This window comes from Candidatus Igneacidithiobacillus taiwanensis (assembly GCF_031962545.1).
Taxonomy (GTDB): Bacteria; Pseudomonadota; Gammaproteobacteria; order Acidithiobacillales; family Acidithiobacillaceae; genus Igneacidithiobacillus; species Igneacidithiobacillus taiwanensis.
This window is the reverse complement of sequence record NZ_JAVRKK010000028.1, coordinates 1-22944: the sequence shown is the minus strand read 5'-3', so window position 1 is coordinate 22944 and position 22944 is coordinate 1. Positions and strand designations below refer to the sequence as shown.

Annotated in this window: 28 protein-coding genes and 4 tRNA genes; 21 read left to right on the top strand and 11 right to left on the bottom strand. The window is 59.9% G+C overall.

Going from position 1 to position 22944, the window contains the following annotated elements; genetic code table 11:
- Positions 1 to 6: 6 nt before the first annotated feature.
- The 5 genes from RTI30_RS05975 to RTI30_RS05955 form a co-directional block, all read right to left on the bottom strand.
- A tRNA-Pro gene (locus tag RTI30_RS05975) sits at positions 7 to 83 on the bottom strand.
- Positions 84 to 119: 36 nt separating this feature from the next.
- Entirely contained in the window at positions 120 to 473 is a 354-nt protein-coding gene (locus RTI30_RS05970) for a YtxH domain-containing protein (protein WP_312261964.1), read from the bottom strand.
- A gap of 12 nt (positions 474 to 485) precedes the next feature.
- Complete coding sequence (locus tag RTI30_RS05965) at positions 486 to 2117, bottom strand: alpha-D-glucose phosphate-specific phosphoglucomutase (RefSeq protein WP_312261965.1); 1632 nt, start codon at positions 2115 to 2117, stop codon at positions 486 to 488.
- Positions 2118 to 2126: 9 nt separating this feature from the next.
- Positions 2127 to 2417 carry a hypothetical protein gene (locus tag RTI30_RS05960; protein ID WP_312261966.1) on the bottom strand — a complete coding sequence of 97 codons (291 nt, stop codon included), beginning with the start codon at positions 2415 to 2417 and terminating at the stop codon, positions 2127 to 2129.
- The gene (locus tag RTI30_RS05955) at positions 2414 to 3277 is read right to left on the bottom strand and encodes a diiron oxygenase (protein WP_312261967.1); all 864 of its coding nucleotides are present in this window, start codon (positions 3275 to 3277) and stop codon (positions 2414 to 2416) included. Before RTI30_RS05955 ends, RTI30_RS05960 begins: the two co-directional genes overlap by 4 nt.
- Positions 3278 to 3427: 150 nt before the next feature.
- Between RTI30_RS05955 and ffh the strand changes: the two genes are divergently transcribed.
- The 8 genes from ffh (at position 3428) to xerD (ending at position 9338) form a co-directional block, all read left to right on the top strand.
- Positions 3428 to 4804 (top strand): signal recognition particle protein, encoded by a 1377-nt coding sequence (gene ffh, locus RTI30_RS05950; RefSeq protein ID WP_409449682.1) that lies wholly within the window; start codon positions 3428 to 3430, stop codon positions 4802 to 4804.
- A 77-nt stretch (positions 4805 to 4881) separates the two neighbouring features.
- Positions 4882 to 5142: a 30S ribosomal protein S16 gene (rpsP, locus tag RTI30_RS05945; protein WP_312261970.1), complete on the top strand. Its 261-nt coding sequence runs from the start codon at positions 4882 to 4884 to the stop codon at positions 5140 to 5142.
- The gene (rimM, locus tag RTI30_RS05940) at positions 5126 to 5635 is read left to right on the top strand and encodes a ribosome maturation factor RimM (RefSeq protein WP_312261972.1); all 510 of its coding nucleotides are present in this window, start codon (positions 5126 to 5128) and stop codon (positions 5633 to 5635) included. Before rpsP ends, rimM begins: the two co-directional genes overlap by 17 nt.
- Positions 5635 to 6381 (top strand): tRNA (guanosine(37)-N1)-methyltransferase TrmD, encoded by a 747-nt coding sequence (gene trmD, locus RTI30_RS05935; RefSeq protein WP_312261974.1) that lies wholly within the window; start codon positions 5635 to 5637, stop codon positions 6379 to 6381. Before rimM ends, trmD begins: the two co-directional genes overlap by 1 nt.
- 12 nt (positions 6382 to 6393) lie before the next feature.
- Complete coding sequence (rplS, locus tag RTI30_RS05930) at positions 6394 to 6738, top strand: 50S ribosomal protein L19 (protein WP_312261976.1); 345 nt, start codon at positions 6394 to 6396, stop codon at positions 6736 to 6738.
- On the top strand, positions 6738 to 7955 hold the full coding sequence (locus RTI30_RS05925; RefSeq protein WP_312261978.1) for a hypothetical protein: 1218 nt from the start codon (positions 6738 to 6740) through the stop codon (positions 7953 to 7955). The genes rplS and RTI30_RS05925 overlap by 1 nt, the downstream gene beginning before the upstream one ends.
- Positions 7952 to 8443 carry a methylated-DNA--[protein]-cysteine S-methyltransferase gene (locus RTI30_RS05920; protein ID WP_312261980.1) on the top strand — a complete coding sequence of 164 codons (492 nt, stop codon included), beginning with the start codon at positions 7952 to 7954 and terminating at the stop codon, positions 8441 to 8443. Before RTI30_RS05925 ends, RTI30_RS05920 begins: the two co-directional genes overlap by 4 nt.
- On the top strand, positions 8430 to 9338 hold the full coding sequence (gene xerD, locus RTI30_RS05915) for a site-specific tyrosine recombinase XerD (RefSeq protein WP_312261982.1): 909 nt from the start codon (positions 8430 to 8432) through the stop codon (positions 9336 to 9338). The genes RTI30_RS05920 and xerD overlap by 14 nt, the downstream gene beginning before the upstream one ends.
- A gap of 16 nt (positions 9339 to 9354) precedes the next feature.
- Here the strand turns inward: xerD and RTI30_RS05910 are convergent, their stop codons facing one another.
- From RTI30_RS05910 to RTI30_RS05900, 3 genes are all read right to left on the bottom strand, one after another.
- The gene (locus RTI30_RS05910) at positions 9355 to 10866 is read right to left on the bottom strand and encodes a Do family serine endopeptidase (protein ID WP_312261983.1); all 1512 of its coding nucleotides are present in this window, start codon (positions 10864 to 10866) and stop codon (positions 9355 to 9357) included.
- A 66-nt stretch (positions 10867 to 10932) separates the two neighbouring features.
- Entirely contained in the window at positions 10933 to 11802 is an 870-nt protein-coding gene (gene trxA, locus RTI30_RS05905; protein ID WP_312261985.1) for a thioredoxin, read from the bottom strand.
- A 67-nt stretch (positions 11803 to 11869) separates the two neighbouring features.
- A complete protein-coding gene (locus tag RTI30_RS05900) occupies positions 11870 to 12424 on the bottom strand; it encodes a hypothetical protein (RefSeq protein ID WP_312261987.1) in 555 nt (184 codons plus the stop codon).
- A gap of 87 nt (positions 12425 to 12511) precedes the next feature.
- Between RTI30_RS05900 and RTI30_RS05895 the strand changes: the two genes are divergently transcribed.
- From RTI30_RS05895 to RTI30_RS05855, 9 genes are all read left to right on the top strand, one after another.
- Positions 12512 to 13285 carry a hypothetical protein gene (locus RTI30_RS05895; protein ID WP_312261989.1) on the top strand — a complete coding sequence of 258 codons (774 nt, stop codon included), beginning with the start codon at positions 12512 to 12514 and terminating at the stop codon, positions 13283 to 13285.
- A gap of 96 nt (positions 13286 to 13381) precedes the next feature.
- Entirely contained in the window at positions 13382 to 14626 is a 1245-nt protein-coding gene (gene glyA, locus RTI30_RS05890; RefSeq protein WP_312261991.1) for a serine hydroxymethyltransferase, read from the top strand.
- Positions 14627 to 14628: 2 nt separating this feature from the next.
- Positions 14629 to 15105, top strand: coding sequence for a transcriptional regulator NrdR (nrdR, locus tag RTI30_RS05885; protein ID WP_312262053.1), 477 nt, complete (start codon positions 14629 to 14631; stop codon positions 15103 to 15105).
- Positions 15095 to 16207 carry a bifunctional diaminohydroxyphosphoribosylaminopyrimidine deaminase/5-amino-6-(5-phosphoribosylamino)uracil reductase RibD gene (gene ribD / locus RTI30_RS05880; RefSeq protein ID WP_312261993.1) on the top strand — a complete coding sequence of 371 codons (1113 nt, stop codon included), beginning with the start codon at positions 15095 to 15097 and terminating at the stop codon, positions 16205 to 16207. The genes nrdR and ribD overlap by 11 nt, the downstream gene beginning before the upstream one ends.
- Positions 16207 to 16860 carry a riboflavin synthase gene (locus RTI30_RS05875; protein ID WP_312261994.1) on the top strand — a complete coding sequence of 218 codons (654 nt, stop codon included), beginning with the start codon at positions 16207 to 16209 and terminating at the stop codon, positions 16858 to 16860. The genes ribD and RTI30_RS05875 overlap by 1 nt, the downstream gene beginning before the upstream one ends.
- Positions 16860 to 17990: a 3,4-dihydroxy-2-butanone-4-phosphate synthase gene (gene ribB / locus RTI30_RS05870; protein WP_312261996.1), complete on the top strand. Its 1131-nt coding sequence runs from the start codon at positions 16860 to 16862 to the stop codon at positions 17988 to 17990. The genes RTI30_RS05875 and ribB overlap by 1 nt, the downstream gene beginning before the upstream one ends.
- Positions 17987 to 18454, top strand: a complete 468-nt coding sequence (gene ribE, locus RTI30_RS05865) for a 6,7-dimethyl-8-ribityllumazine synthase (RefSeq protein ID WP_312261998.1) — start codon at positions 17987 to 17989, stop codon at positions 18452 to 18454. The genes ribB and ribE overlap by 4 nt, the downstream gene beginning before the upstream one ends.
- On the top strand, positions 18451 to 18924 hold the full coding sequence (gene nusB / locus RTI30_RS05860; RefSeq protein WP_312261999.1) for a transcription antitermination factor NusB: 474 nt from the start codon (positions 18451 to 18453) through the stop codon (positions 18922 to 18924). The genes ribE and nusB overlap by 4 nt, the downstream gene beginning before the upstream one ends.
- Before the next feature lie 59 nt (positions 18925 to 18983).
- Entirely contained in the window at positions 18984 to 19526 is a 543-nt protein-coding gene (locus RTI30_RS05855) for a tetratricopeptide repeat protein (protein WP_312262001.1), read from the top strand.
- Between the two features lie 7 nt (positions 19527 to 19533).
- On the opposite strand, the gene RTI30_RS05850 is transcribed toward RTI30_RS05855, so the two are convergent.
- The 3 genes from RTI30_RS05850 to RTI30_RS05840 form a co-directional block, all read right to left on the bottom strand.
- Positions 19534 to 19872 carry a LapA family protein gene (locus RTI30_RS05850; RefSeq protein WP_312262002.1) on the bottom strand — a complete coding sequence of 113 codons (339 nt, stop codon included), beginning with the start codon at positions 19870 to 19872 and terminating at the stop codon, positions 19534 to 19536.
- A 5-nt stretch (positions 19873 to 19877) separates the two neighbouring features.
- Positions 19878 to 21572, bottom strand: coding sequence for a ubiquinone biosynthesis regulatory protein kinase UbiB (gene ubiB / locus RTI30_RS05845; RefSeq protein ID WP_312262004.1), 1695 nt, complete (start codon positions 21570 to 21572; stop codon positions 19878 to 19880).
- Positions 21573 to 21649: 77 nt separating this feature from the next.
- The gene (locus RTI30_RS05840) at positions 21650 to 22306 is read right to left on the bottom strand and encodes an OmpA family protein (protein ID WP_312262006.1); all 657 of its coding nucleotides are present in this window, start codon (positions 22304 to 22306) and stop codon (positions 21650 to 21652) included.
- Positions 22307 to 22548: 242 nt separating this feature from the next.
- On the opposite strand from RTI30_RS05840, the gene RTI30_RS05835 reads away from it, so the two are divergent.
- The 4 genes from RTI30_RS05835 to RTI30_RS05820 all read left to right on the top strand — a co-directional run.
- Positions 22549 to 22633 (top strand) — tRNA-Tyr (locus RTI30_RS05835).
- Between the two features lie 21 nt (positions 22634 to 22654).
- Positions 22655 to 22728: transfer RNA gene (locus RTI30_RS05830), tRNA-Gly, on the top strand.
- 6 nt (positions 22729 to 22734) lie between these two features.
- Positions 22735 to 22810: transfer RNA gene (locus RTI30_RS05825), tRNA-Thr, on the top strand.
- 45 nt (positions 22811 to 22855) lie between these two features.
- A partial coding sequence (locus RTI30_RS05820; RefSeq protein ID WP_312283425.1) for a GTP-binding protein occupies positions 22856 to 22944 on the top strand: 89 nt, incomplete at its 3' end.

Below are 22944 nucleotides of genomic sequence, written 5' to 3'. Positions count from 1 at the left end.
TTTTATTGGTCGGGGAGACAGGATTCGAACCTGCGACATCCTGCTCCCAAAGCAGGCGCGCTACCAGACTGCGCCACTCCCCGCGCGCCGAGGATCATAGCCCGGCAGCGTTGGCCGGGTCAATCGAGACGCGAGAGTTTACGACGCAGCCGATCGAGCTCGCTACGCGCCAAAGCGATGCCGTCATTCAAGCGCTGCCGCTCCTTTTCGGTGATGTCCTTGCCCTTTTCGACCAACTCTTCGCTATAGATGGCGATGGTGTCGAGTAATTCCTCAACCCGCTCGTTGATGCGCTCCCGCGAGGCAGCCATGCGATCCCGAGCGCGATTGGCCTGCTGACGCAGTTGCTCGCGGGTGCGTTCGCCGCTCTGGGGCGCAAAGAGCAGGGCAGCAACGGCTCCCGCCACAGCGCCGGCGGCCAACGCGGCGCCGAGGGCGCCGTAACTCAAACCATTGTCCGAATCGTAGTCCATGAGATACCTCCGCTAGGTGATGACGGTGGGGGCCTTGCGGCCGGAAAGGGGTTCCAGTCGGGTGAGGTCTTTGCCGAGCTGGATCAGTGGGGCAAGAAAGCGTTGCGGATCCCGATGTAACTGATCCGGTTCGCGCACGTAGGCCTCGTGGTAGATACGCAGCGTGGCGCCGGCGGTACCGGTGCCGGAGAGACGAAAGATGAGGCGGGCGCCATCGGTAAAGAGGATGCGTAGGCCCTGATGGGCGCTGACACTGCCGTCGATGGGATCGGTATACGAAAAGTCGTCGGCCACGGCCACCTCGCGGCCCGCCAGCAGCTGCCCCGGCAACACCGGAAACTGCGCGTGCAGCCCGGCGAGCATCTGCTCGGCGCTCTCCGATGGCAACTCCTCGTAATCGTGACGGGTATAATAGTGGCGCCCAAAACGCTGCCAGTGTTGGTCGAGAATCTCCCGCACCGACAGGCCGGTGCTAGCGAGCACCGAAAGCCAGGCCAAGACCGCCCAAAGACCATCTTTTTCGCGAACATGGTCGGAGCCGGTACCAAAACTTTCCTCGCCGCAGAAGGTGATCCTCCCGGCGTCGAGCAGGTTGCCAAAAAACTTCCAGCCCGTTGGGGTCTCGAAGTGTTCGATGCCGAGAGCCTCGGCCACCACATCCGCCGCTCGACTGGTGGGCATGGAGCGCGCCACCCCATGGAGTCCGCCCGCGTAGGCGGGAATACAGCGCGCTTGGGCAGTGAGAACGGCGAGGGAGTCGCTGGGGGTAACGAACACCCCGCGGCCAAGAATCATGTTGCGATCGCCATCACCGTCCGATGCCGCACCAAAATCTGGTGCCGCATCGGAAAACAGAAGATCGGCCAGAGGCTTGGCGTAGACCAGATTGGGGTCTGGGTGCCCGCCGCCAAAATCTGCGAGGGGAGTGGCATTTTGCACCGTACCCGCCGGCGCCCCCAGGCGTTTTTCGAAAATTTCCTCGGCGTACGGGCCGGTGATGGCGTGCAAGGCATCGAAGCGCATGCGGAAAGGCCCTTGCAGCAGTCGGGCGAGGGCGGGGAAATCGAAAAGTTTTTCCATCAAATCGGCGTAGTCGCGAACGGGGTCGATGATGCGCACCCGCGTACTGCCCAGCTGCAGTTCCGTCTCGTGCTCGAGATCGATGTCTGCGATTTCTGCAATCAGATACCTCTCGATACTCTTGCTGCCCGCCCAGATCTGCTCGGTCAGGGCCTCGCTCGCCGGGCCGCCATTTTCTCCATTGAATTTGATGCCAAAATCTTGTTCCGGTCCGGCGGGGTTGTGCGAGGCGCTCAAGATGATCCCGCCCCGCGCCCGATAATGACGGATGACATGGGAGATGGCTGGCGTCGAAAACAGACCTTGCCGACCGATCAGCAGTTCGCCCCAATCATTGGCCACTGCCATCTTGATGATGGTTTGGATGGCTTCGCGGTTGAAGTAGCGGCCGTCGCCGCCGAGGACCAGGGTCTTGCCCTGCCGATCAGGAATGGCGTCGAAGATGGCCTGGACAAAATTCTCTAAGTAGTGCGGCTGCTGAAAAACCCGAACTTTCTTGCGCAAGCCGGAAGTGCCGGGGCGCTGATCTGGAAAGGGCTGCGTCGAAACGGTGCGGATATCCATAGGCTCGCCTTAATGATCGAGGGGAATGTCCAATACCGTCGAGCTCCGCGCCGCGTCGGTACGCACCCATAAAGTATAGCCGCCAATCTGCCAAGTGCTGACGATGATCCCTCCTTCTTGGATGGCCGCAAGACTGGCTCGTCGTAGGTCTTCGTCCATGCTTTCTTCCCAATCACCGGTCACGTGCCGGCGCAGGATTTCTTGCGGGTCGATATCGCCGGCCTCGAGGATGCTCTGCGCGTCGGGCGATAAAAGAATGGTACCCAGGGGAAACAGCATTTGCGGGCGGCCATCGCTCATACGGTAAATCCTTGACTGCGAAGAAACTCTCGACTGGGTTCGGCGCACTCGTTCATGAGACGAATACGATGGGGATTCTGCCGCGCCAGGCGGGCGAGCCGCTGTGGGGCATCGAGACCCGCCGCCGCATAGACCGCCGGAACCGGAAAAAAGGTGGTGTACAGAAATTGCCGCATCACTTCCCGCATCAGGGGGCTGAGCAGGCGTCGCTGCACGAGAGAGAGGCGACGGCTGCGGCGCTGCACCGTCACGCGGGCAAAGGCCATGTGGCGCGCTTCCTCACGGCTGTGTAATTGGGTGATACCGAGCACCGCCGCCGGCAGGGTTTTGTCGCGAAGGATGAAGCGATTCATCTGGTCCGGAACGTTCTCCCCAATGAGGATGGTGGCCCAGAAGGCGGCAGAGCCCTCGGGGGCGATACGCGCAAACCAGGTTGCCAGCCGCGGGCGCAGCTTGGGCGGTGTCAGGAAGGGGAGTTGCGCGCGCTGCTGCAGTTCCAGGAACATGAGGCTGTGGCCGACTTCCTCCCGCAGTTCGTGCAGCTGGTAGTGATAACTTGCGGTGTCGCCATACAGATGCGCCAGGGAATGGCTACCCAGGCGCTGAATGAAGAGAGCCTCGAGCCAGAGTCCCAGTTCGCAGAAAGAAACGAATTCTACCTGGGAAAGCCGTATTTTTTCCTCGGCGCTGAGCGCCGCATATTCGGCCGTGCCGTACAGCGAGATCAGCGACTCCGGCAGCCAAGGCCGATCGGGATCGAGTTCGTCCCAAGGAATCTCTTCCAAGGGATCGCGATAATTGGCGCTGTGGCGACTTAGGCGCTGAATGAGTATGTCGTGGTGACGCTGAACTACCGCCATGTAAGTCCCGCCCGTCAGTGATGCTATGTCGGCATTCTGCCACGGCTGGGCCGCAGTCTCCAAGAACGACCTCGCCCACCGGGCTGGCGCCGATGTTTGCGCAGGCGCAGGGGAGGGCGCAAAATGTCGCCCTGCTTTGCCGAGGTGCCCATGTTCGAATCCCTCAGTCAACGTCTTAACCAGAGTTTCAAGGCCTTGCGCGGTCAGGCGCGGCTGAGCGAGGACAATATCCGCGATGCCCTGCGCGATGTGCGTTTGGCCCTACTCGAGGCCGACGTGGCGCTGCCCGTGGTCAAGGATTTCATTGCCGAAGTGCGCCAGAAAGCCTTGGGCGAGGAGGTGCTGCGTAGCCTGAGTCCGGGCCAAGTCTTCATCAAAATCGTCAACGACGAACTCACCCGCCTGATGGGCTCGCACAACGATCGTCTCGATCTGCAAGCGCGTCCTCCCGTGGTCATCCTCATGGCCGGGCTGCAGGGCTCGGGTAAGACCACTACCAGCGCCAAACTGGCCCTATGGCTCAAAGAACGCGAAAAGAAGCGCGTTCTGCTGGTCAGTACCGACGTTTATCGGCCGGCGGCGATGGAACAACTGGCAAGTCTTGGTAAAGATATCGACGTTGCCGTCTTCCCGAGCAACCCTCAGCAAGCACCGGTACAGATCGCTCGCGATGCCTTGGAGGCAGCGCGCAAGCAGATCTATGACGTCCTCATTGTCGACACCGCCGGGCGCTTGCATGTGGACGCCGAGATGATGGCCGAGGCGCAGGCCCTGACCGAGGCAGTGCAACCTACAGAGCTGCTTTTTGTGGTCGACGCCATGACCGGGCAGGATGCGGTCAATACGGCCAAAGCCTTCGACACCGCCCTGCCGCTCACCGGGGTGATCCTCACCAAGGCCGATGGCGACGCCCGCGGCGGCGCTGCTCTCTCCATCCGCGCCATTACCGGTAAGCCCATCAAATTTTTGGGGGTGGGCGAAAAGGTGCGTAAAGGCCTGGAGGCCTTCCATCCCGAGCGCATGGCCTCGCGCATCCTGGGTATGGGAGATATCGTCAGCCTGGTCGAGCAGGTGCAGCAGGATGTCGATCTCGAGCAAGCGCAGCGCATGACCGACAAGCTGCGCAAGGGTCAGGGCTTCGATCTCGAAGACTTTCGTGAGCAGTTGCGTCAGGTAGAGCGCATGGGGGGCTTGGGCAGCATTCTCGACAAACTCCCGGGCATGGCCGACTTGCCCAGTGAGGCCCAAGACGCCCTGCAAGACAAAAAACCCATGCGTCGTCTGGAGGCGATCATCAATTCCATGACTCCGGAAGAGCGGCGCCACCCGGAGATCATCAAGGCTTCGCGTCGCCGGCGGATTGCTGCGGGGTCGGGGACGACGGTGGCGGAGGTCAACAAGCTGCTCAAACAATTTGAGATGATGCAAAAGATGTTCAAAAAAATGGGTAAGGGCGGCAAGGGCTTGGGACGCTTGCTAGGCATGAACCCCCGGAATTTGATGAAAGGCGGCTTGCCCTTTCAATAGGTCAAATTTTTGGGTATGATGCGCGCCTTTCCCGCCGCAGCGACGGCGGCGTCGTCAGACTTTTGTGAGGAATGACTATGGTAGTGATTCGGATGGCTCGGGGTGGCGCCAAGAAGCGGCCCTTCTACCACATCGTGGTGGCCGACAGTCGTGCACGCCGGGATGGGCGCTTCATCGAGCGTCTGGGTTTTTATAACCCCGTCAGTAATCCTTCGGAGCTGCGCATCGATAAGGAGCGCGCTGCCTACTGGTTGTCCCAGGGGGCACAGCCTTCGGATACCGTGGCGCGTTTCCTCAAGGCCGAGGGAGTGAGCAAGGCGGGTGTCAGCGCCGCCTGAGGTCGAGAGCTGGATACCGTTGGGGCGGATTTCCGGCCTCTACGGTGTTCGTGGAGCGGTAAAGGTTTTTTCTTACACCGAGGATCGAGACGGCATTCTCGATTACCCGGTTTGGTACCTGGGCGCAATGCGCCAGCCCTACACAGTCCTGGCGGGAACACTGCAGGCGGGTGCCGTGGTCGCCAATTTGGCGGGCGTGAAAGATCGGGAGCTGGCGCGGACCCTCATTGGTCAGGAAATCGCCATCCCCGCGGCGGATTTGCCGCCGCTGCCGGAAGGAGAGTATTACTGGCGTGATCTGATTGGTCTGCAGGTAGTCAATCGAGAGTCGGTGCTTCTCGGACGAGTAAAGAATTTGCTGGAAACCGGGGCCAATGATGTCCTGGTGGTTGTCGACGAAGCCGGGGCCGAAACCTTGATTCCTTGGACGGCCGAGGTCACGGTCGATCGGGTGCAGCGGCAGATTCAGGTCGATTGGGACAAGAGCTGGTAATGCGCTTTGACGTTATCAGCATCTTTCCGGAGCTGATCGAAGGATATTTTCAGGCCGGGATTCTCGCGCGTGGTCGTGAGCGAGGGCTCCTTACGCTGCAGCTGTGGAATCCGCGGGATTTCAGTTTGCTGCCACACCGGCGCGTAGACGATCGACCCTTTGGCGGCGGTCCGGGGATGCTGATGCAGGCGCCGCCCTTGGTCGCCGCGATCGCGGCGGCACGGGAGCAAAACCCGGGAGCGCCGGTGGCGTATTTGTCGCCCCAGGGGCGCCCGCTGCGCCAAGCGGATTGTGAGCGCTTCAGTAAGCGTTCGGGAATGATTTTGCTGGCAGGGCGCTACGAGGGCGTCGACGAGCGGATCATGGCGGCAGTGGATGAGGAATGGTCGCTCGGAGACTATGTACTTGCCGGTGGCGAGTTGGCGGCGCTGGTGTTGATGGAGGCAACGGCAAGACTTCTTCCTGGCGTTCTTGGGCATGCGGCTTCCGCGCAGGAAGACAGTTTTGCTGCGGAAAATCTCTTGGATTGTCCGCATTATACCCGTCCAGAGTCTTGGCAGGGGGCGGTGGTGCCGGCGGTCCTACTGTCGGGAGACCATGCTCGCATCGCCCGCTGGCGGCGCGGTCAGGCGCTGCTGCGGACGCGGGCACGGCGGCCCGATTTGTGGGCGCAACGTGTTTTGACGGCAGAAGACGTACGTTGTCTGCAAGAGGCAGAGAGCGAAGATGAGTTTGGTAGGGTGTGAAGGAGAAGGGCAATGAACATTATCGACGAAATCAACCAGGAACAAATTAAGAGCGAGATTCCCGATTTTATTGCCGGGGACACCGTCGCCGTGCATGTACGCGTCAAGGAAGGCGAGCGCGAACGTGTGCAGATCTTCGAAGGTCTGTGTATCGCGCGGCGCAACCGGGGCGTGCACTCCTCCTTCACCGTACGCAAAATCTCGAGTGGTGAGGGCGTCGAGCGGGTTTTCCCTATCCATTCGCCGCTGGTCGCCAAGGTCGAGGTCAAGCGGCGTGGCGACGTTCGTCGTGCCAAGCTCTACTATCTGCGTGATCTTTCCGGTAAGGCAGCCCGCATCCGCGAAAAATTGAGCTGATGGACGAATTGCAGTCCGCCGTCTTGCTTCGGCAATGGCGGATGGCTGCGCCAGCGGAGCAGGACCGTAGCTGGGCCGATGCGGAGCTCCGCCAGGCTCTTGCCAGCGCTGTAGTGCACGAAAGCCTGTCCCTGTCTTGGGGACAGGTCGATTTACATTCTTGCCGCCATTGGCTTGCTCAGCTCGACACGGTTACCGCGGCGGCCTCCTTGCCTGGACGGCTGGCAGCGCAGCTTCTGCAGTCTCCGCCCGCTAGCGAGAGGGAGGCCGTACCTCTGCAGACGTGGTCGCAGATCCCCGCCGATGCCCCTCTGCCTATCGATATGGAAGTCGATATACTCGCCGAAGCGATCGAACAGCGAGACAGCGACCGACTCTTGCCCCTGCTGCGCAGCATGGCCGAAGATCCCAAGGCGCGGCAGATCGTCATCGATCGATTACGCCTGCGCGTAGCCGAGGATGGCTATGCCCACGGCCTGCGCAGCCGCCTCTTTCACACCTGGGCGCAGCTTGCCGATTATCTTCCCAGCAGCGACTTCACCCCTTTGACCATGCTGGCTCTCACCCAGCATTGGAAGCTACCCGAGGCCTGCGCCGTGGTGGTGCCCGAAGGACGCGCCGAGCGACGCGCCGAAACTGGCAAAGCACTGCTGCAAAGCCTGCGCGAGCGCGATTTGCGTGCCTACATGGAGCATTTGCGCGGTATGGGTGATCAGCCCTTGGCGGCCCTGCGCCAGCTCCTTCTGGCGCTCGGTTTGATGATCATCGAGTACCCGCGCGGCGAATCTCTCGTCTCTCTCGGCGAAATTTACTTGTGGTTGGCCGCGGTATTACACATGCCCCATCGCAGCCTACGCCGCAGCCGACGCATCCTATTTAGCGTGGCGGCGGATTTGTTTCGTTTTGCTGGATGGACGGCGCAACGAGACTGGCCGGGCTATACGGAGATGGCGGCGTTTCGCCATACCCTGTCGGAATCCCCACAACCGCAAAGGTATAGCGAAGACTGGCAACGGGTGCTGCAGGTACAGGCCCTCGGCTCGGAAGCCTTGGTCGACTGGTACCAGCAGCGGGCGGCTCGGCAATTGTTGCAAACGCCATTGCCGGATACTCGGTTTTGGGCCCATTGGCAGGAAACCCAGACGGCCATCCGAGATCTTGCCGGACCACTCCTCTGGATCCATCCCCTGGTATTCCTGCGTCTCTATCCGGAATGAGCCGCTGGCTCTATCGGGCCGGAGCCCATGACGTCTTGGTGCTGGAGTTTGCCGAGTCCGTGCTGTGTTCCTTGTCGCGCGCGACCCCTACGGCTGACCAGGACCTTCCCGAACTCGGGCGTCGGCATCCCGTAACACAGGTGCTGGATGCCTATTTTGCCGGTGACTTTTCGCGTTATGCCCAACTCTTGGCGCAGTTATCCATCCACGTAACGGGTACTCCCTACCAACTGCGGGTTTGGCATGCGCTGCGAGAGATCCCGCTCGGTAGTGCGCATACCTATGGCACTCTGGCGCAGCGCCTGGGGAGCGCACCCCGTGCCGTTGGTCAAGCCTGTCGGCACAACCCCATCGCTATACTCATTCCTTGCCATCGCATCGTTTCGTGCCGCGACTGGGGCGGATATGGCGGACAGCGAAGTGGACCCGAACTGGAATGGAAGCAGTTCCTCTTGCAACACGAAGGGTATCGCCGTGGCTCAGACTGAGAGCGACCGCATTCCGCGCGACCCTGATATCGATACCTACCTCGACGCTCTGTGGCTGGAGCGCAACCTAAGCCCGCTTACCCTACGCGCCTACGCGCAAGATCTCGAAGCGCTGCAGGCCTATCTCCAACCAAAGCGTTTGCGCCAGGCAGTAAGTAGCGACTTGGCCGGCTTTCTGGCCTTTCGTCTGCGTAACGGGGCGGCTCTGCGCAGCGTGCGACGCCTGCTCTCCAGCTTCCGCAGTTTCTATACCCATGCCCTACGGGAGGGATGGGTTGCGCAGGACCCCAGCCAGGATTTGCAATCGCCACGCCTTGGGCGCCCTTTACCACAGGTGCCTTCCGAGGCCGAAGTTGAGGCCCTCCTTGCTTCCCCTGATGTCAGCCAACCCCGGGGACTGCGCGATGCGGCAATGCTCGAGTTGCTGTATGCGACGGGGCTGCGGGTTTCGGAACTGGTAGGGCTGCAGCTGGCGCAGGTGGATTTGCAGGCGGGGGTGCTCAAGACCTTTGGTAAGGGGCGCAAAGAACGCCTAGTGCCCATGGGCGCCAGCGCCCAAGACGTGGTGCTGCAGTATTTGCGCCATGCCCGCCCAATCCTGTTGGGTGGGCGCGCGGAAACGGCGCTCTTCCTGAGTCAACGCGCTTGTCCCATGACGCGACAGCGCTTTTGGCAAATCATCCGTTACTATGCGCGCTTGGTAGGAATCTCTTATCCGCTCTCACCCCATAGCCTGCGCCATGCCTTTGCTACCCACCTTCTTGATCATGGCGCAGACCTGCGCAGCGTTCAGCTCATGTTGGGGCATGCCAAGCTCAGCACTACAGAGATCTACACCCACATCGCGCAGGCACGTCTTGCTGCCCTGCACGCCGCGCATCACCCACGCGGCTAGGCAGAGAGTGCTCCTCTCAGTCGCCCTTTTTGGGCAGGCGCAGCACGACAAAGATGCTGGCCTTACCTTGGCGAATGAGGGCCGGAACCGGTTTGTCGGCAGGCGCTGCGTTGACCAGTTGCTGCAACTGACTGGGGCTGGTTACCGGCTGTTGATCGAACTGCTCGATGACCATACCCGGCTGTATCCCCGCCTCCGCGGCTGCCCCATTGTGCACGTCGAGTACCTCGACTCCCCGTTCGATCCCCAAATCTTTACGCATTTTACTGGATAGTGGCCGGGCGCTGATTCCCAAACGGGTAATCTTTTCGACGTTGGCGCTCGGGGTTGGGCTGGTTTCCAGGGCCGACGTCTTTTGCGGGTTGGGTAGCGCACCCACGGTAATTGGCAGGTCGATGGCCTTACCCTTACGCAGAATACCGATTTGCACCGTTGCCCCCGGTTTTTTCGTGCCGACGAGAAGCGGCAGCTGGCCAACGCTGTACACTGGCTTGCCGGCAAAGGTGACGATGACGTCGCCAGGGCGCAGGCCGGCCTTAGCGGCTGGGCTATTGGGTTCTATCGAGGCGACCAAGGCCCCCACGGGCTCATTCAAATGCAGGGCTTCGGCCATATCGGGGGTGACGCTCTGCACCTCGACTCCGAGGTAGCCAAACTGAATGGCGCGATGCGCCTTGAGATCATCCACCACCGACATGACGGTATTGATGGGAATGGAGAAAGAGAGTCCCATGTAGCCGCCGCTATTGGTGTAGATTTGGTCGTTGATACCGACGACCTGACCGTACATGTTAAAGAGCGGCCCGCCGGAATTGCCGGGATTGATCGGCACATCGCTCTGAATGAAGGGGATATATTCATCGTCGGGCAGAGGGCGTTCGAGCGCACTTACCACCCCTTGGGTCACGGAGTTGGAGAAGCCAAAGGGTGTACCCACCGCGAGGACCCACTGGCCGACCTTGAGGTCGTTCGAGTTGCCAATGGGCGCGGTGGGCAAATCCGTGGCATCGATTTTGAGCAGGGCCGTATCGTAGCGCACCGACAGACCGATCAGCTTGGCTGGATAGGCATGATGATTGGCGAGGGTAACGACGATGTGCTTGGCGTGGCGGACCACATGGGCGGCGGTAACGATGTAGCCGTCACTGCTCATGATGAAGCCCGAGCCGAGAGATTCTACCTTCTCCTGTGGCGGTTGCTGTCCCTGCTGGTCTGGCGAATGAAAATGCTGGAAGAATTGATAAAAGGGCGAATTCGGCGGGAACGGATTGCCTGCCCCAGGAACATCGCGTTCGGAGGTGGTGCTGATGTTCACTACCGCGGGCCCATAGCGCTGCACGAGGGGGGTGAAATCGGGCAGCGAAACCAAGGGCACCAAAGGCGCGCTTTGCAGGGTGGCGGTGCTTGGGGATACCTTCGGCGTTTGGACTTGCCCCGCGGCCGCCCCCGAAGCAAGCGCGGTTGCCGCTGCTGCGATGAGCAGCAAGCGGCGTTGGGAGAAGTGGGGGAAAAAGGTCGGGGCAGGCATCTCGTCATACTCCTTCTGTGCCGGTAAGGGCGCTGCGACGGAGAGTGCTCCGCCAGAAAAGCGAGCTCAATATAGGGCCCGCGCTAATTTACTGCGATATTCGTTGACCAAGGGATGCTCCTTGCCGAGGAGCAAAAAGATCTTGAGCAGGGTCTTGCGCGCAAGATCGTCTCGGTACTTCCGATGTCGCTGCACCATCTCGATGAGTTGATCGAGGGCGGCCTGCTCACGCCCTTGCAAAAGCTCACGTAGCGCCTGCTGATACATTGCCTCTGCCTGTTCATCGCCTTGGCCCTCGCGAATTCGCCGCGCAATTTCCTCGCCCGGAGGTGCGTTGCGTAAGTCCGTCGAAAATTCGATCAAAGCGCGCAGAGCCTCGACTTCCTCGCTCGTTTGCGCGACAGGGCTGATGGCATCGATCTCCGCCTCAGCAGCAGCGAGTTCGCCTTTGCCAACGAGGAGGCGCGCCAGTTCCAGACGCGCTTCGTCATTACGTGGGTCGCCGGCGAGGGCGGCACGGAAGGACTGTTCTGCAGCTTCCACGTCGCCGCGAGCGAGCGCCTCCAAGCCCGCGACTCGATGCTCGTCTCCCGCTTTCGGCAGGATCTTGTCGAGAAACTGGCGAATGGCGGACTCCGGTAGGGCGCCAGTGAATTCGTCCACCACCTTGCCGTTACGGAAGGCCTTGACCGCCGGAATGCCGCGCACGGAAAACTGCCGTGACAACTCGGGATTTTCGTCAGAATTGATTTTGACGAGGAGGAAGGCCCCCCCCATTTCTTCGGCGATGCGTTCGAGTACCGGTCCCAGGGCTCGGCAGGGTCCACACCAGGGTGCCCAAAAATCGACGAGAACCGGGCGCTGGAAGGATTCTCTCTCCACCACCTCGGCAAAGTTACCAAGATTGGCCTCAATTACCTGTGCCGTCACTGCCATGTACTACACTCCTGCATCTGCTCTCTGCTCTTCATGGTAGGCGAGGATGTCTTTTAGTCTCAAGGGGCTATTGTGCCCGTAGTTTGTGTATCTCGTCGACGATTTGCAGCAGTAGGGAGCGGGTGCTGGCGCCAAGCCCGCGACTGAGACGTTCTACATCCATTTTGCCTTGGGAGAGGGGGCCCAGACAGGCCCCCAAACGCGCCATTTCGCCACCTGCGCGTTGCATTTGGCTGGTCATCTGTCCAAGCCATTGTAAGGCGTTGACGTCGCCGCGCTGGGCCGCGACCACAATGCCAGCAATGCCGGGCGCGGCAAATTGCGGGTCGGCGCGATTCTCCAAGGCGGGGAGACTGGTTGGGTCTTGTAGTCCCTCGAGAATCGATTCGACGACAATGCTATCCTCCGCGTCCAAGCCCAAGCAGAGGGTGGCATCCCGCTCGCCCGCCAGAATCCGGCGCAAGCGTTCTACGAGAGCTTCCCAGCCATTGGCTTGGGCTACCCGCAACGCTTCCTGCGCTGCGGGGCGCTGGTCCGGATTTTGACAAGCCGTCACGATCAGCAGAATGAGCCGGGCGTGGGCGCGGCGAACCTGCTCGCGGAAGGCTGGAAGTTCTGACACCAAATGCGTCTCGACTGTGGCAAACTCTTTGAGTTTGTAACTTGCCTTCACTAGAATGTCAAAAGATTACGGCACTGGAGCGAAGATTTGGCCAAGGCGTGGTTGGCGCGGATGGAAGCTTGGGTTCAGGGTGGGGCGGAGATCGTCCGCGACCACCCCGCGGCCTGGTCGCGCTTTCTCCTGCTGTCTCTCGTCCTCACCGTTTTCCCGTTGCCTTTTTGGTTGATGTACGGAATCGCCCCTTTGGGACTCCTTGGGGGTCTCTATTTGGCGGGTCGCTGCGACGGGCAGGTCTACGATTGGCCGCAGTTGCGGCATGCCTTGGGGGTCGCGATCCTCTGGGGGATGATCCTTACTCTCTTCGGTCTGCTCTTCGAGTTCGGCCGCGAAACGGTCTTGCTCGGCGCTCTGCTCAGCGGCATCCAGGACGAGCACTGGCAAATCGGGCCCGAACCGGGTTTTTGGGGATGGTGGATGGGCTTCAGCGAACGCCTCACCGACCTGTCACTTACCCCCTATTTTTGGTTTTCTCCCGCCTTTTTCGGGGTTGCCCTCGCGCTCCACAAGGGACACGGTTGGATCGAGGCGGAGGTCGAAACTACCCTTGCCCTGCTGTTTCGGCAGGAGCTGCGTGACCCCCTGATCGCTCTTTGGGCCATCCTGCTCATCGCCAGTGTGTTGCTGCCCCTGCCGGCCCAGGTTGGGCTCGCCCTCTTGGTGTGGGTCCTTGGCCCGCCGATTGTCCATGTTGCTTACGAAGACATCTTCGCCAACAAGCAGCGCCCGCGGCGTAAGCGTGAAGGTAAGGCAGTCAGCCTGCCGGTACTCCAGGTTCAGCCACAAAAGGTGCGTGCCAGTTGAATCCCCTTCATGTCCGTAGCGCAGATTTTGCGCTTGAGTGTTGCAGCTTGGCCTTGCTACTGTGCGACCAGGAAAATTCTTAACCCAGGAGCCCTCATGTTTTCCGCATCTTTGCAGCTTGCCGATTTCGATCCCGCCTTGGCGCAGGCAATGGAGCACGAGCGCCTTCGTCAGGAAGACCATGTCGAGCTCATCGCCTCCGAAAACTATACCAGCCCGCTGGTAATGGCTGCCCAGGGTTCCGTGCTCACCAATAAGTATGCCGAAGGTTACCCCGGCAAGCGCTATTACGGCGGCTGCGAATATGTCGACGTGGTCGAACAACTTGCCATCGATCGTGCCCGGGAGCTTTTCGGTGCCGAGCACGCCAATGTGCAGCCGCATTCGGGTTCGCAGGCCAATCAGGCGGTCTACTTCTCGGTACTCAAACCCGGGGACAAAATCATGGGTATGAGCTTGGCCCATGGCGGTCACCTCACCCACGGCGCCAAGGTCAATCTCTCTGGCAAGGTTTTTGAGGTAGTGGCCTATGGTGTGCGCCAGGAGGATGGCCGTATCGACTATGACGCCATGGCCGAGCAGGCCGAGCGCGAGCGCCCGAAAATGATCGTTGCCGGCGCCAGCGCCTACTCGCGGATCATCGATTTTGCGCGGATTGGCGAAATCGCGCGCAGCATTGGCGCCTATTTGCTGGTCGATATGGCCCATATTGCTGGTCTCGTTGCCGCCGGTTTGCACCCCAGTCCGGTGCCACATGCGGACTTTGTCACCACCACCACCCACAAGACTCTACGCGGACCTCGCGGCGGCCTCATCCTCTGCAAAGAGGAATATGCCAAAAAGGTCAATTCATTGATTTTTCCGGGAATTCAGGGTGGTCCGCTGATGCACGTCATCGCCGGTAAGGCAGTCGCCTTCCAGGAGGCCTTGCAGCCGGATTTCCGCCAGTATCAGGCGCAAGTGATCCGTAATGCCCAAAAGTTGGCGGCGGTGCTGGCCGGCCGCGGGTATCAGGCGGTCTCCGGCGGTACCGACAATCACCTCTTTCTCCTCGACCTTGGCGAAAAGGTAACGGGTAAGGATGCCGAAGCTGCCCTCGGCGATGCCAACATCACCGTCAACAAGAACGCGGTACCCTTCGACGCGCGCCCGCCCGCAGTCACCAGTGGTATCCGGATTGGCACCCCGGCAGCCACCACTCGCGGTTTTGCCGAGGCAGAAATGGAAACCTTGGGCACCGCCATTGCCGATGTGCTCGACGCGCCGGAGGATGCAGCGGTTCGTGAGCAGATCCGCGGGCGAATCATCGAATTGTGCCGGAAGTTTCCGGTGTATGGTTGACGGTGCACTGCCCATTTTGCGCGCACGACGATACCCGCGTCGTTGATTCCCGCATCGCCGACGACGGCGAGTCGGTCCGTCGACGGCGGGAGTGCCCGCAGTGTGGTCAACGTTTCACCACCTTTGAGCGAGCGGACTTGGGCTTTCCGATGGTGGTCAAAGCGGATGGGCGTCGCGAAGCCTATCGGCAAGAAAAATTGCTCGCTGGCCTGCAGCGCGCCCTGAGCAAACGTCCCGTTCCCACCGCGCAGATTGATCAGGCGCTGCGCAAGATCGAAAAACAGATTCGCGCCCATCCCGAGCGCGAAATTCCGGCGCGGCGCATTGGCGATTTGGTAATGGCGGCGCTGCGCGAACTCGACCCCGTGGCCTATGTGCGCTTTGCTTCGGTATATCGACGCTTCGAGGATTTGCAGGCCTTCAGCAGTGAGATTCAGGCCCTGCTCGAGCCCAAATCTGGCAACAAAGATGGCCATTGACGCTGCCGATGAAGAGTATATGCGTGCTGCCCTACGCTTGGCCGAGCGTGGCTTGCGCAGCACGCATCCCAATCCGCGAGTGGGAGCCTTGCTGGTTCGTGATGGCGAGATTGTCGGGCGCGGCGCCCACTTGCAGGCAGGTGGCCCCCATGCCGAGGTCTTTGCTTTACAAGAGGCGGGTGCTCGCGCCCGGGGGGCAACGCTCTACGTTACCCTCGAGCCTTGTGCCCACCATGGGCGCACTCCCCCCTGCAGCGACGCCGTCATCGCCGCTGGCGTGGCGCGGGTGGTGATGGCCATGGAAGACCCCAACCCGCTGGTAGCCGGCCGAGGGGCTGCCCGACTACGTGCGGCGGGGATTACTGTCGATTCGCCCTGTTGTGCGGCAGAGGCGAACTGGCTCAATCGCGGTTTTTTGCAGCGCATGCGCGGCGGGCGACCCTGGCTACGGGTCAAGCAAGCCGCCAGTCTCGACGGCAAGTTGGCTCTTGCCAGTGGCGAGAGCCAATGGCTGACGGGCGAAGAAGCGCGTGCTGATGTGCAGGAGGAACGAGCGCAGGCGAGTGCCATCCTGGTCGGGGTCGGGACTATTCTTGCCGACGATGCTCGCCTCGCTCCTCGTCTTGGCGTCGACTTGCCCCGCTACCCGATCAAAATTATTCTCGATGGGCGGTTGCGTACGCCAAGCAATGCAGCGGTCTTGCGCAGTCCGGGCGAGACTTGGATCCTGCATCGCGATGACCTCGAGCCCGCTGCCGGGAGCGCCCTGCGCGCTGCCGGTGCCCGATTGTTCGGCTTGCCCGCCGCCGCCTCGGGCGTCGGCGTCGATTTTGGCGCATTGATGCAACTGTTGGCTGCCGCAGAAATCAACGAAGTCCTGGTGGAGGCGGGAAGTCGCCTGGCCAGTAGTCTGTGGGCTACCAACTTGGTAGATGAATACCTGTTGTATCTGGCTCCGCTGTTTTTGGGGCGCGAGGCAAGACCTGCGGCCGAGATCGGCCCCTACGCGGCGCTACGGGACGTTCCCCGCTGGCGGTTACGAGAGGCGAAGACACTGGGAGACGATGTCAAATTGCGATATCTCTGTGGGGAGCTTCACTGATGTTTACCGGGATCATTCAAGCGGTAGGTACTTTGCAGCAGCGCCAGCGCATGGGTGGCGATCAACGCTTCTGGATCGACGCCGGTGCACTCGATCTGAGCGACGTACAACTGGGCGACAGTATCGCGGTCTCCGGGGTTTGTCTTACGGTGGTGGCTCTGCAGAACAAGCGCTTTGCCGTCGATGTCTCTCTCGAAACCGTCGAGCGCAGTATTCTCGGTGACCTCTCGACTGGGGCGCCGGTCAATCTGGAAAAGGCGTTACGCCTCTCCGATCGCCTCGGCGGGCACCTCGTGGCCGGACATGTAGACGGCGTTGGCACCCTCCTCAGTGCGCAGAGCGCTGGTCGCTCGCAGGTTTACCGGGTGCGGGCGCCAAGCGAGCTGCTGCGGTACATCGCTAGCAAAGGCAGTATCACAGTGGATGGTATCAGTCTCACCGTCAATGCCGTCTACGACGACGGCTTTGCCCTCAATCTCATCCCCCACAGTCTCGCCCAAACCACGGCAAGACACTGGAAACCAGGACAACGCCTCAACCTCGAGGTCGATCTTCTCGCTCGCTACCTCGAACGCCTCATGGCCGATGGCACGGAAAGCGCGCTAGAATCCCGACTCAGCGCCGCGTCCTTGGCGGCCAAAGGATACTCTTGATGACCGAAGCCCGTATCAGCCCCACGGAAGAAATTCTCGCGGAGATCCGCGCCGGCAGGATGGTGATCCTCATGGATGACGAGGATCGCGAAAATGAAGGCGATCTGATCCTCGCCGCCGAGCATGCTACCCCCGAGGCCATCAACTTCATGATACGCGAGGCCCGTGGCCTGGTCTGCCTGCCGCTGACCCAGGAGCGTTGCCAGCAACTGCAATTGCCGCAGATGGTACGGCACAACACGGCGCAGTTAGGAACGGCATTCACCGTTTCCATCGAAGCGGCGCGCGGGGTGAGCACGGGCATTTCTGCTGCCGACCGGGCCACGACCATCCAAGCCGCCATTGCCGACGATGCTGGCCCTCAGGATATCGTCATGCCAGGACACGTCTTTCCCCTCGCCGCCCAGTCGGGCGGTGTGCTGGTGCGCGCTGGGCACACCGAGGCCGCTGTCGACTTGGCGCGCCTTGCCGGTTGCAAGCCCGCCGGAGTGATTTGTGAAATCCTCAATGAAAATGGCGAGATGGCGCGTCTGCCCGATTTGCTCCCCTACGCTGCCCGCCATGGCCTCAAACTTGGCACCATTGCCGACTTGATTCGCTATCGCCTCGAACGAGAGCGCATCGTCCAGCGCGAGGCGAGCGGACCCTGGCCTAGTCCTTGGGGCGAATTTACCTTGCATCTCTATCGAGACTGGGTTTCCGGGGATACCCATTTTGCCCTCGTGAAAGGGCAGCCGGAGCAAGATCCTGCTCCCACCCTCGTCCGCGTGCAGGTGGGCAAGATCCTCACCGATCTCTTTCTTGGCGATCAAGGCCCCGTTGCTCACGCCCTGGCTCGCCTGGCGCAGGCGGAGTCTGGGGTGCTGGTTTACCTGCAGCATAGCGAAAATGTCGAAATCCTGCGTGAACAAATCGCGGCTCTACCGACGCGCCCGCAAGGACCCGGGCAGAACGGCGACAGTCATCGGGTGTTGCGTACCTTCGGTATCGGTGCCCAGATCCTGACCGATCTTGGGGTGCATCGGGCCTTGGTACTAAGCGACAGTCAGTTTCAGTATCGCGGAATCGCCGGTTTCGGCCTCGAAATCGTCGGTCAACTTCCATTTCTCGACACAGGAAAACAGGCATGATCGAGCGCATCGAAGGAAATCTGCAGGTTACAGCGGGGGAGCGCTATGCGCTGCTGGTTTCTCGTTTCAATAGTTTCATCAGTCAGCAGCTGGAACAGGGTGCCATCGACGCACTGCGGCGGCACGGCGCCAGTGAGGAGCAACTGCAGGTCGTTTATGCACCAGGTGCTTACGAAATTCCCTTGGTGGCGCAACGGCTGGCCCGTTCCGGAAAATTCGCCGCCGTCATCTGCTTGGGCGCGGTGATCCGTGGTGGAACCCCACATTTTGACTATGTTGCCGGTGAAGTTGCCAAGGGGATCGCACAGGTAGGTCTCGATACCGGCGTACCGATAATCTTCGGTATCCTCACTACCGACAGTATCGAACAGGCAATTGAACGTGCCGGAACCAAGGCCGGCAACAAGGGCTTCGATGCTGCGGTAACGGCGATGGAAATGGTGCAGTTGCTGAAACGCCTGTGACTACGCTGCGCACCCCTAGCCGACGGCGTCTCGCCCGCGTCGCTTTGGTCCAGGCTCTCTATCAACTGCAGATCAACCCAACGCCTTGCGGGGAGCTGATGGAGCAATTCCATGCCGACCCCGAGCGTCTAGAAGGGGCGGATATGGCATTCTTCGATCGCTTGTGGCCTACCCTCTGTGCTCAAATCGAGTCTCTCGACCCAAGCATTGCCGCCGCCCTCAACGATCGTCGTTGGCGAGAGGAAGTCAACGAGGTCGAGCGCGCCATTCTTCGCCTCGCGGCCTTCGAGTTACGTTACGAGTTGCAGACGCCAATGCGGGTAATCCTCAATGAGGCCATTGAACTCGACAAGGCTTTTGGTGCGGAACAGGGGCATCGCTTCATCAACGGTGTGCTCGATCAGCTGGCAAGGCGCTGGCGAAGGGCGGAGATCGTCGGAGTAGAGGAAGATGCGGCCAAAAAGCTCTAGTCAAGCATGAGCCTTTTGTCGTAACCTTCTGAGTGCTGGGGTTTTCTTTTGGGGTTTCCATGAAAAAATTGCATCTTGTCTATGTCGTTTCCGCTCTCCTGCTAGGTACTTCCGTTTCGGCGTTGGCGGTGGCTGATCGTTCGGTCCTCGAGGATTCCGCTACCACTTCGCCGGAAGCACTCACCGCCGCGAAACTCGAGAACAGCATTGGTACCCGCTGCGCTACGGGTGAGGGCGTTCCGCAAAACTATGCGCTTGCCGCCGAGTGGTTCGAAAAAGCAGCGCGCCACGGCTATGGTAAGGCCGAGTATAACCTTGGCACCCAATATTATTTTGGTCAGGGAGTCAAGCAAGACTACGCGAAAGCCGCTTATTGGTGGGAACAGGCCGCTGCGCAGGGAATCGCCTCGGCACAGTACAATCTTGGCAACCTTTACTACCAGGGTATTGGTGTGCCGCAGGATTTTGAAAAGGCTGCGCACTGGTGGCAAATGGCCTCCGAGGGGGGTATCGTGCAGGCCAAGGCGAATTTGGAAGTACTAAAGAAATGGCAGGAGCAGCATCTCAAGACCGTGGCCGAGAAGACCACGGTCACTCCGTAAGGTGCGACTAAGCTGAGGTACCGCTGCCGGCAGACTCCTCTGCCTGTGGCGCCTGCCGGGCAATTTCCTCTTCCAGGGCCTTGCGTCGGCCGATTTCATTGGCGAGCTTCGTTTCCAGCTCGCCAATTTGTTTGCCATGCTTGCGAATACGCCAACGATTGCGCAGGTGGGTAGGCAGATACAGGATCGCGCTGGCAAAGGCGCCAGCAACAAAGGCGATCAGCACGATTATCCCAGCAGACTGCTGAAACTCCCAGGTAAAGAAATGCACTGCACTCAGGGTATTGTTTTGTACAGCAAAAATCACCGCCAATGCGGCGATGATCAAAGAAAAAATGATCCACATCGGTCTTACCTCCTCGTCTTATTAGAACCCAGAAACATTGTTTGTACCCAGCGCAGGCCGCCCCATACGGCAAAAGGGAGCAGCAGAAGCCAGAGCCACAGTGGAAGATCGAGGATCAGGGTGTCCAGTGCGCCCTCGACAGCGGCAATCAAAGCCAGTCCCATCCACACAATCACTGAACTAATGAGTAGGGCCAGGCGTTGCAGTCCGCGCTGTAGTTCATAACGAATTTCGGTCAGTTCTGTGTTCTCTACGGGTAGATGGAATTGTCCTTGCTGTGCTCGTAGGAGGATATCGTGCAATAACTCGGGCATTTCTGGCAGCACCAGACCCCACTGGGGGGCATGTCGCCGTAGCTTATTCCACCACGCGCGAGGACCCCGCTGCCGGTCGAGCCAGTCGCGTAGCAAGGGCGTGGCAATCTCCCAGATATTCAAGCTCGGATTGAATTCTCTGGCGATTCCCTCCACATTGACCAGTGTCTTTTGCAGTAGCAGTAGTTGCGGTTGGGTCTGCATCTGAAAATGGCGAGTGGTTTGAAAAAGGCGCAACAGGAGTTGGGCAACGGAGATTTCGTTTAGAGGCTTTTCGAAAACCGGCTCGGCGATAGCCCGGATGGCAGTCTCGAAGTCCTGCACATTCGTATCTGCAGGGACCCAGCCAGCCTCAACGTGTGCTTCGGCAACACGCCGGTAGTCACGATTAAAAAAGGCGACCATGTTCTCGGCCAGATAGTGCTGGCTAGCCTCGTCTAAGCTGCCCATGATGCCAAAGTCAACGGCGATGAAACGGCCATTGTTCGGGTCGACGAAGATGTTGCCTGGGTGCATGTCCGCATGGAAAAAGGAGTCCCGAAAGACCTGGCGGAAGAAGATTTCTGCCGCTTGCCGCGAGAGTTGATCAAAATTAATGCCGGCTGCACGCAGGGCCTCAATCTGACCGATCTGGATGCCATGGATCCGCTCCATGACCAGCACCTCTTCGCTGCAAAAATCCCAAAACACCTCGGGCACATAGAGAAGATTCGGTTCGTGCGCGAAATTACGCCGCAATTGACTCGCGTTTGCCGCCTCACGCAGAAAATCGAGCTCGCCGCGCAGGGTCTTGGCATATTCCGCCACCACCGCGCGCACGCGCAGACGACGTCCCTCTTGGGAATAGCGCTCGGCTAGCTCCGCCAACCAGGCGAGAATACCGAGATCCTGATCGATGGTGCGGCGCAGACCGGGGCGGCGAATCTTGATAGCGACCTCGCGCCCGTCGCGCAAAAGCCCAAAATGCACCTGCGCAATCGAGGCCGCTGCCGCAGCTTCGCTCTCGATGTGCGCAAACAACTCTTCAATCGGTCGTTTTAGAGACTGTTCGATGATCTGCTGCGCCACGACGGAGGGAAAGGGTGGCACGTTGTCCTGCAATTTTGCCAATTCTCGAGTGATGTCATCGGGTAACAGATCACGTCGGGTAGACAACATTTGTCCGAGCTTGATGAACGTTGGTCCCAAAGCCTCGAGGGCAAGGCGCAGACGGGCGCCAAAACTCTTCTCTGGCTCCGGCACCAGCCAGCGCGCGGGGTTGAGCTTGAGCACTGCCTGGTAGGGTTTCAGCAATGGCAAGTAATAGAGGATCTCGTCAAGTCGATAGCGGACAAGAATCCGAGTGATTTCCAGGATGCGGAGAAAGCGAAGATAGGATTGGCGCATGATTCGATTCTAGCATGGCTCGCGCAGATTGGGGCCAAAAAAAAGGGCCCCGTAGGGCCCCTGATATCACCGAGAACTCACTTGGTGACGGTCTTTTCTACTTTGATACTGCTATTGATTTCCACTCGTTGGTTGAGGAAACGCCCCTCACTAGTGGCGTTACTGGCAACCGGATCATTGTAGGAGTGCCCAATGAGCTGCATGCGACTGCGGCTCACGCCATGCCGCTCCAAGTACTGCGCAACGCTTTCGGCGCGCAGCTTCGACAGCTTCAGGTTGTATGCGTAACTACCAACCTTACTACAGTAGCCATTAATGTTGAGCATGGCATCCGGGTGCTTCTGGGCAAAGTCCGCGACCTCGTCGAGTACCTTGATATCATGGTCGAGCAACTTATAAGAATTGAATTTGAAGTTGATACCCGTGATGGTAATTGGCTTGCTGACCAGAATCGTCTGCACCACCGGCGCAATGGGGGCAGGTGCCGGTGCCGGTGCTGGGGCGGGCGCGGGCGCGGGCGCGGCGACCTTCTTGGGCGGAACACAGTAAGCGGGGGCGGGACCATCGGCATCGGGACGACCTCCCTGCACACACTGTCCCTTCGCGGTGACCACCGGCGCTCCTTGCGCGGTAACGGCATAACCTTCATAAGGTGCCGGGTTCGCCAGTGCGGCTCCCGAACTCACGAGCGCAGCCACAGAAACGGCCAGCGCCAAGCGCAGATTAGTAGACATTGCAAAACCCTCCTCAAAACCAAATTTGAAACCGCGCCAACAGTAGCCCGCGGTATTTTTACAACAATGCGAAGAATGTTGTAATTCGGCAACGCTGTCAAGACATTCCTCGTTTTCTCTTGCGGCCCGGGAATTATTTGCTGTGCCCGACGTGTTACAAAAAAACCTGATTCCCCGATCCCTTAGCGCAAACCAAGCCTTGACAGGGGCATGCGACGAAGTGATAATTCGCCGCTACCGCTGGAGGGGTTCCCGAGCGGTCAAAGGGATCAGACTGTAAATCTGACGGCTCTGCCTTCGGAGGTTCGAATCCTCCCCCCTCCACCAGATATAGCCGGCTTCGGTCGTGCGGGTGTAGTTCAATGGTAGAACCTCAGCCTTCCAAGCTGATGGTGTGGGTTCGATTCCCATCACCCGCTCCAAGTTCGGCCCACATAGCTCAGTCGGTAGAGCACTTCCTTGGTAAGGAAGAGGTCACCGGTTCAAGTCCGGTTGTGGGCTCCATTTTTTGAGGTCGCTTTTGGTTTTTGATTGAAGAGGGTCTTCTGAATGTCCAAGGGAAAGTTTGAGCGGACGAAGCCGCACGTTAACGTGGGAACGATTGGTCACGTGGATCATGGCAAGACGACGCTCACGGC